Source organism: Bradyrhizobium lablabi (genome assembly GCF_001440475.1).
Classification (GTDB): Bacteria; Pseudomonadota; Alphaproteobacteria; order Rhizobiales; family Xanthobacteraceae; genus Bradyrhizobium; species Bradyrhizobium lablabi.
On sequence record NZ_LLYB01000123.1, the window covers coordinates 91766 to 99708 of the forward strand.

10 protein-coding genes are annotated in these 7943 nt (G+C 64.3%); 7 read left to right on the plus strand and 3 right to left on the minus strand.

The genetic code is table 11. The features are described from left to right. Positions 1–8: 8 nt before the first annotated feature. Positions 9–803: an alpha/beta hydrolase gene (locus CQ14_RS34330; protein WP_057862186.1), complete on the minus strand. Its 795-nt coding sequence runs from the start codon at positions 801–803 to the stop codon at positions 9–11. A 223-nt stretch (positions 804–1026) separates the two neighbouring features. Here CQ14_RS34330 and infC point away from each other — a divergent pair, with 223 nt between their 5' ends. Then, on the plus strand, positions 1027–1566 hold the full coding sequence (infC, locus tag CQ14_RS34335) for a translation initiation factor IF-3 (protein WP_057834032.1): 540 nt from the start codon (positions 1027–1029) through the stop codon (positions 1564–1566). A gap of 142 nt (positions 1567–1708) precedes the next feature. Here infC and CQ14_RS34340 read toward each other — a convergent pair whose 3' ends face one another. After that, positions 1709–2137: a hypothetical protein gene (locus CQ14_RS34340; RefSeq protein WP_057862187.1), complete on the minus strand. Its 429-nt coding sequence runs from the start codon at positions 2135–2137 to the stop codon at positions 1709–1711. Between the two features lie 263 nt (positions 2138–2400). Here CQ14_RS34340 and rpmI point away from each other — a divergent pair. Continuing rightward, a partial coding sequence (gene rpmI, locus CQ14_RS42920; RefSeq protein WP_245320763.1) for a 50S ribosomal protein L35 occupies positions 2401–2538 on the plus strand: 138 nt, incomplete at its 3' end. Between the two features lie 142 nt (positions 2539–2680). Continuing rightward, positions 2681–3040: a 50S ribosomal protein L20 gene (gene rplT / locus CQ14_RS34350; protein ID WP_057834034.1), complete on the plus strand. Its 360-nt coding sequence runs from the start codon at positions 2681–2683 to the stop codon at positions 3038–3040. Between the two features lie 7 nt (positions 3041–3047). Here the strand turns inward: rplT and CQ14_RS34355 are convergent, their stop codons facing one another. Continuing rightward, positions 3048–3437 (minus strand): hypothetical protein, encoded by a 390-nt coding sequence (locus tag CQ14_RS34355; protein ID WP_063800461.1) that lies wholly within the window; start codon positions 3435–3437, stop codon positions 3048–3050. A gap of 156 nt (positions 3438–3593) precedes the next feature. Here CQ14_RS34355 and pheS point away from each other — a divergent pair, with 156 nt between their 5' ends. The 4 genes from pheS to CQ14_RS47265 form a co-directional block, all read left to right on the plus strand. Further along, positions 3594–4676: a phenylalanine--tRNA ligase subunit alpha gene (gene pheS / locus CQ14_RS34360; RefSeq protein WP_057862342.1), complete on the plus strand. Its 1083-nt coding sequence runs from the start codon at positions 3594–3596 to the stop codon at positions 4674–4676. Beyond that, a complete protein-coding gene (locus tag CQ14_RS34365) occupies positions 4673–5062 on the plus strand; it encodes an ASCH domain-containing protein (protein ID WP_057862190.1) in 390 nt (129 codons plus the stop codon). Before pheS ends, CQ14_RS34365 begins: the two co-directional genes overlap by 4 nt. A 10-nt stretch (positions 5063–5072) precedes the next feature. After that, a complete protein-coding gene (gene pheT, locus CQ14_RS34370) occupies positions 5073–7481 on the plus strand; it encodes a phenylalanine--tRNA ligase subunit beta (protein WP_057862191.1) in 2409 nt (802 codons plus the stop codon). 6 nt (positions 7482–7487) lie between these two features. Continuing rightward, positions 7488–7943 (plus strand): sulfite exporter TauE/SafE family protein (locus CQ14_RS47265; protein WP_245320747.1); only part of this gene is annotated, 456 nt, incomplete at its 3' end.

Genomic DNA, 7943 nt, shown 5'->3' on the forward strand with positions numbered 1-7943 from the left:
GAGAACCGTCACCCCATCTCCGCCACCGCGGCCATGATGCGCGCGATGTCCTGCGGGCGGGACAGACGGTGGTCGCCGTCCTGGATCATGGTCAGCACCACATCCTCGGCCGGCAGCCGGTGTGCCAGCGCAAAGGCGTGCTGCCAGGGCACGTCGGGATCCTGCGCGCCCTGCAGGATGCGAACGGGGCAGCCGACCTCGATGGCGCTGCCGAGCAGGAGGTGATTGCGCCCCTCCTCGATCAGCGCGCGCGTGATCGGATAGGGCGTGCCGTCGCCATACTCCGACGGCCGCATCCACACGCCCTTAGTGATGATTTCCTGCCGGATCTCGTCGGAGAAGCCGTTCCACATCAACTGCTCGGTGAAATCAGGCGCCGGCGCGATCAGCACGAGTCCTGCGAGACTCGCCTGTTTCGCATCGCGGCCCGCAATGGCCCGCGCCAGCAGCAGCGCCATCCAGCCGCCCATCGACGAGCCGATTACGACCTGCGGGCCTCGGGCGAACTGCTCGAATACCGCAACGCTCTCTTCCAGCCAGCGCCCGATGGTGCCGTCGATGAAGGCGCCGCCCGATTCGCCGTGGCCGGAATAGTCGAATCTGGTGCAGGCCCGGCCGTGTTCCGCGGCCCAGGCGTCCAGCGCCAGCGCCTTGGTGCCCCTCATGTCGGAATTGAAACCGCCCAGCCAGAACAGCCCGGGCCCGCTGCCGGCGCGGGCCCGCACGGCGATGCGGCGACGGCCATCACCCTCCCCCACCTCGATAAAGGCCGGTTCCTGCTCGGTTGCTGCTGAATTGGTCATGGATCTGTCACTCTCGCCCTGCCGCTTTGTCCGCGAGCACGCCTGATCGGTCAAGCGAGGACCGCCGGCGCTTGCGGATCAGGCGGGCGGTCTATATTTGGCTGAAGTGACCGAAATGCCTCGCATTTGACGGTTTTCGGGCGCAGTGAGCGAGTTCGCTTGCTGTCTTCGGCATATTGCTTCAAACTACGGCCCTTCCTTTCACAACTTTGGAGAGTTACCCATTCGCCGTCCCAACAGAGCCCCGCCCGCTGCAACCAAAGACGGGCCGCGCACCAATGATGATATCCGCAACGCGCAGATCCAGCTGATCGATCAGAACGGCACCAACCACGGAACCATCGAGACCGTGGTGGCCATCAAGATGGCCCTCGAGGCGGGCATGGATCTCGTCGAGATTTCGCCGAACAACAATCCTCCCGTCTGCAAGATTATGGACTACGGGAAGTTCAAGTATTCGGCGCAGAAGAAAGCGGCCGAAGCCCGCAAGAAGCAGAAGATCGTCGAGATCAAGGAGATCAAGCTGCGGCCGATGATCGACGATCACGACTACGACGTGAAGATGCGCGCGATGCAGCGGTTCTTCGAGGAAGGCGACAAGGTCAAGATCACCTTGCGCTACCGGGGCCGCGAAATGGCGCACCAGGAGATCGGCACCAAGCTGCTGGACAAGGTGAAGGCCGACGTCGCCGAATTCGCCAAGGTCGAGCAGGACGCCAGGTTCGAGGGCCGCCAGGTCGTGATGGTGCTGGCGCCGCGCTGAGTTGGGTTAGTTGGAATTGAAAGCGGCCCGTCGGATGATCCGGCGGGCCGTTTTTATTTGCACGATTCCGTAGCCCGGATGGAGCCAACGGGTTGCGCGAATGCGCGCCCCGTTGGCTCCATCCGGGCTACGGACCTGTCGCCTAACTCCGCGTCGCCTGCCAAGTGCCGCTACAGTAGTCACCGGTGATGATGCCGCGCCACGAGCCCGCGCCGTAGCTGCCCATAAGCCGGCCGCCGCCGCTCGCTCTGGACGCGCCGACTGACACATGGACCGCAACCGCGCCGCCCCGGCTGACCGAGCCCGAAACCCTGCCGCCGCCGGCCGATGAAACCCGGCTGCCGATGACGGTGAAGGGAACGCTGTAGCCTGAACTGCAATTGCCCCGGGTGGTGGCGAAAACCACGTTCCAGATGCCGTCATAGGCACCTGCGGCTCTCCGGCGGATCGCGGCGTCCGCGGATGGAGGCGCAGCCACGGCGGCAATTGCGGCTAGAATCGGGAGCCAGCGCAGTGTGCGCAGGCGGGGAACGGCGAGAGAGACCGCAATCGATCGACGAATCGAGACCATTTTCCTGCTCCGGACCGGATATGTTAACGACATCTCCGGGTAGTTGCAGGACCCCCTTCCGCGGTTCATCGTTGCCATTTGGCGTTTCCTCTGTCATAAGCCCGACCTTCATCGCCCGGCTGATCAAGGGCTGCCGTGTCGATGTCCGTGCGGGTTACCTCGATTTCTGAGAAAACCTGAGCACTTTCAACGCTCTAACGAGCATTTTAGCCGGCACAACGCCTTCGCGGGCGTTTTCGTGTTGCGGCCTTTAGGAGAGCCAAATGCCCAAGCTGAAGACCAAGTCAGGCGCTAAAAAGCGCTTCAAGGTGACTGCCACCGGCAAAGTGATGCACGCCCAGCGCGGCAAGCGCCACGGCATGATCAAGCGGACGAAGAAGCAGATTCGTCAGCTCCGCGGCNACCCGCGTGCTGTTCAAGACCGACGGCGACAACGTCAAGAAGTACTTCTTGCNCGAACGCCTGATCGCGTTCACGCCATCACAGCCGAGCCGCGCCCGCGCGGCAATCCCGTCACCTCATTTCTGATCAAGGATTACAGTCATGTCTCGCGTCAAACGCGGTGTGACCGCTCACGCCAAGCACAAGAAAGTCTACAAGGCCGCCAAGGGCTTTTACGGCCGCCGCAAGAACACCATCCGCGCCGCCAAGGCCGCCGTCGAGAAGGCCGGGCAGTACGCGTTCCGCGACCGCAAGCGCAAGAAGCGCACCTTCCGCGCGCTCTGGATCCAGCGCCTGAACGCGGCCGTGCGTCCGTTCGGCATGACCTACAGCGTCTTCATCAACGGCCTGTCGAAGTCGGGCATCACGGTGGACCGCAAGGTGCTGTCGGATCTCGCCATCAACGAGCCGGCGGCGTTCCAGGCAATCGCCGAAAAGGCCAAGGCCGCGCTCGCGGCCTGAGGCCGGTCTATTTGGCTTTGATCGCACGTTGCGAATAACGCTGGGCGACCTTCGCCCGGCAGAACGCCGCGAACGAGATGTACATGGTGCCCTCTTCGTGGCTGAACTTTCGGTCGCAGGCATCCTTCTCGCGCTGGTAGGCCCGCTTCTGCGATGCCTTGAGGCGGGCCAGGAAGTCACCCTCGCATCTCTCCTCGACGGCGTCGGTAAGCCCGACGTCGCCGGTGGCCCCGCCCGAGCAGGCCGAGGCTATCTGCATGGCGCGCTTGCAGCTCGGAGCCGCCTTGATCGACGCCGTGACCTCGTCCCTCGACTTCGCCGGACAATCTTCGGCGGCGGCCGGTGCGGCAAACGCTAGAACGAGGGCCAGAACGGCCATCCCGGGTCCAAAACGCATCTTGAGCTCCCTTGATCGAACTCATCTTGGTGCGGCCCCGCGTGAATTGGTTCAAGGCTGCCTGGCCACCGGGCCCACATTTGACGGGCTTTTTGCTTGACGTTTTGGCCCCCGAGCGGCGACAACCCGGCGGCCTTTTGCGAAAGAGATTTGACCGTGTCCGACCTCGCCACACTCGAAAAGTCTGTTCTCGACGATATCGCCGCCGCCGGCGATGAAGCTGCCCTCGAAGCCGTCCGCGTCGCAGCGCTCGGCAAGAAAGGCTCGATCTCGGCGCTGCTCGCCACCCTCGGCAAGATGTCGCCGGACGAGCGCAAGACGCAGGGCGCGGCGATCAACCTCGCCAAGGACAAGGTCACCCAGGCGCTCGCCGCGCGCCGCGATGTCCTGAAATCGGCCGCGCTCGATGCCCGGCTGGCCTCCGAGACCATCGACGTTACGCTGCCGCTGCGCGAATCAGCCGCGGAAGCGGGCCGCATCCATCCGCTGAGCCAGGTCTTCGAGGAGGTCAACACCATCTTCGCCGACATGGGATTTGCGATCGCCGAAGGTCCCGATATCGAGACCGACGATTACAACTTCACCAAGTTGAATTTCCCGGAAGGCCATCCGGCGCGGGAGATGCACGACACGTTCTTCTTCAACCCGAAGGAAGACGGTTCGCGCATGCTGTTGCGCACCCACACCTCCCCGGTGCAGGTGCGCACGATGCTGAGCCAGAAGCCGCCGATCCGCGTGATCTGCCCGGGCCGCACCTATCGCATCGATTCCGACGCGACCCATACGCCGCAATTCCACCAGGTCGAAGGCCTCGTCATCGACAAGGGCTCGCATCTCGGCCACCTCAAATGGATTTTGCACGAGTTCTGCAAGGCGTTCTTCGAGGTCGACCACATCAACATGCGGTTCCGCCCGTCGTTCTTCCCGTTCACGGAACCGTCGCTCGAGGTCGACATCCAGTGCCGGCGCGACAAGGGCGAGATCCGTTTCGGCGAAGGCGAGGACTGGCTCGAAATTCTCGGCTGCGGCATGGTGCATCCGAACGTGCTGCGCGCCTGCGGCATCGATCCCGACGTCTACCAGGGCTTTGCCTGGGGCATGGGCCTCGACCGTATCGCGATGCTGAAATACGGCATCGCCGATCTCAGGCAGTTGTTCGAGAGTGACGTGCGCTGGCTCAATCACTACGGCTTCAAGCCGCTCGACGTCCCGACGCTCGCGGGGGGACTGAGCACGTGAATGCTGTCCCTGAGAAATATCAGGGTTTGCGATCCTTCGCGTTCGGCGACGGACCGAAGCTTGCCGACGAATTGCTCGACCTCGTGATCAAGGGCGTCAAGACCGCGACCTGCTCGACCGAAGACGAGCCGAATACGCCGACGCCCGGCGAGCATTGGATCGTGCGCGACGGCAGCGGCGAACCGCGTTGCGTGATCGAAACGATCGAAGTCACCTACCGCCGCTTCCCCGAAGTGGACGCCGCCTTTGCCCATGAAGAAGGCGAAGGCGACCGCAGCCTCGATTATTGGCGGCGAGCGCACCGCACTTATTTCGGCCGGCAAGGCAAGTTTCGCGAAGACATGATGCTGATGTGCGAACGCTTCCGGCTGGTTGAGGTTTTCTAGGAATCTACCCATGAAATTCACGCTCTCCTGGTTGAAGGAACATCTCGACACCGACGAGCCCCTGGAAAAGCTCGCCGAGAAGCTCACCATGATCGGGCTCGAGGTCGAGAGCATCGAGGACAAGGCAAAGGCGCTGGCACCGTTTTCGATCGCGCGGGTGATTTCGGCCGAGCAGCATCCGAACGCAGATCGCCTGCGGGTTTGCATGGTCGATACCGGCAACGGTGCTGCGCCGGTGCAGGTGGTGTGCGGGGCGCCGAATGCGCGCGCCGGCCTCGTCAGCGTGTTTTCGCCGCCCGGCACGTTCATCCCCGGCAAGAACATCACGCTCGGCGTCGGCACCATCAGGGGCGTCGAAAGCCGCGGCATGCTGTGCTCGGCGGCGGAGCTCGAGATTTCCGAAGACCATGACGGCATCATGGAGCTGCCGGCCGATGCGCCGATCGGCAAGGGCTATGCCGAATGGGCCGGCCTCGGCGATCCCGTGCTCGAAATCAACCTGACGCCGAACCGCCAGGACTGCACCGGCGTGCACGGCATCGCGCGCGATCTTTCCGCCGCCGACATGGGCAAGTTCATCGATCCCGGCATCAAGCCGGTGAAGGGCGAGTTCCCCTGCCCGGTGAAGGTGACGGTGGAAGATGCCACGCTGTGCCCGGGCTTTGCGCTGCGGCTGGTGCGCGGCGTCAAGAACGGCCCCTCGCCGGAATGGCTGCAGAAGCGCCTGACCTCGATCGGGTTGCGCCCGATCAACGCGCTGGTCGACATCACCAACTTCATGACCTACGACCGCGCCCGTCCCTTGCATGTGTTCGACGCGAAGAAGGTGACGGGCAATCTCACCGTGCGCCGCGCCAAGCAAGACGAAAGCCTGCTGGCGCTCGACGGCCGCACCTACACGCTCGATCCCTCGATCTGCGTGATCGCGGATGAGCACGGCGTCGAATCGCTGGCCGGCATCATGGGCGGCGAGACTTCCGGCTGCGACGAGAACACGACCGACGTACTGATCGAATCGGCGCTGTGGAACGAGATCAACATCGCCCAGACCGGACGCAAGCTCGGCATCAATTCGGATGCACGCTACCGCTTCGAGCGCGGCGTCGACCCGGCGTTCATGGTGCCGGGGCTGGAGCTTGCGACCAAGCTCGTGATGGAGCTATGCGGCGGCGCGCCGTCGGAGACCGTGGTCGTCGGCAACGCCTTCGGCGACGACCGCATCATCGACTTCCCGTTGAGTGAAGTGAAGCGCCTCGCCGGCATCGAAGTGCCGCTGGTCGAGATGCGGCGCATCCTCGTCCATCTCGGCTTCATGGTCGCCGGCAACGGTCCGGTGGTGAAGATCGCGGTGCCTTCCTGGCGCACCGACGTTCACGGCAAGGCCGATATCGTTGAGGAAGTTGTCCGCATCGTCGGCGTCGACAAGGTGCCGATGACGCCGTTCGAGCGCGGCGACGACGCCCGCAAGCCGGTGCTGACCACGATCCAGTCCCGCACCCGGCGTGCCAAGCGCGCGCTGGCCGCGCGCGGCATGGTGGAAGCTGTGACCTGGTCGTTCATCTCCAAACCGCACGCCGAATTGTTCGGCGGCGGCCAGGCGGAGCTGGTGCTCGCCAACCCGATCGCTTCCGACCTCTCCGACATGCGGCCGAGCCTGCTGCCGGGTCTCGTCGCCGCGGCCCAGGCCAACGCCAATCGCGGCTATTCCGATGTCGCGCTGTTCGAGGTCGGTCAGGTGTTCAAGGGCGACAAGCCCGAAAACCAGTTCGTTGCCGCCTCGGGTGTGCGCCACGGATTCGCCTCCGCGAAGGGCATGGGCCGGCACTGGTCCGGCTCCGCCCAGGCCGATGCGCTCGACGCCAAGGCGGATGCGTTCGCGGTGCTGGCTGCCGCCGGCGCGCCGATGCAGGCGCTGCAGATCGTGCCCGGTGGCGCTAGCTGGCTGCATCCGGGACGCTCCGGGACGATCCAGATCGGACCGCAGAACGTGCTCGGCTATTTCGGCGAGTTGCATCCGCGCACGCTGGAAGCGCTCGGCGCCGACGGCCCGCTGATGGCGTTCGAGGTGATCCTCGACCGTATTCCCGAGGCCAAGAAGAAGCCGACCCGCGCCAAGCCGGTGCTCGAACTTTCCGCGTTCCAGCCGGTGTCGCGCGACTTTGCCTTCATTGTCGATCGCGGCGTGAAGGCCGGTGACATCGTCCGCACGGCGCAGGGTGTCGACAAGAAGCTGATCACGGATGTCTCCGTGTTTGACGTCTACGAAGGCAAAGGCATCGATCCCGACAAAAAGTCGGTCGCGATCGCCGTGACGATCCAGCCGCGCGAGAAGACCCTGACCGATCAGGAGATCGATGCGGTGGCGGCGAAGATCGTGGCCGAGGTAACGAAGAAGACCGGCGGCACGTTGCGGGGATGATGCCGCATGAGTCCGGCGGACCTCATTCCGGCTGACGTCAGCCTCAACGCGGCGATGGCGATCTGCGCGGTCGCCTTCATCGCGGGAACGGCGCGGGGTTTCTCCGGGTTCGGCTCGGCGCTGATCTTCATGCCGCTCGCGAGCTCGATCGCCGACCCGCGGCTGGTCGCAGCACTGCTTTTGATCATCGACTTCGTCGCGGCCGCGCCACTGCTGCCGAATGCGTGGGAAAAGGCCGATCGCAAGGCTACTGCGATCATGGCGCTTGGCGCGCTGATCGGCGTGCCCATCGGGACATACTTCCTCAGCCGGCTGGAGCCTGTAACAACCCGCTGGATCATTTCCGTCTTCGTATTCGCGCTGCTGCTGCTTCTGCTCTCCGGCTGGCGTTATCGTGGCAAGGACCACGCAGCTATCGCGGTCGGCATTGGCGGGCTGGCGGGGTTTTGCAGCGGGCTGGGG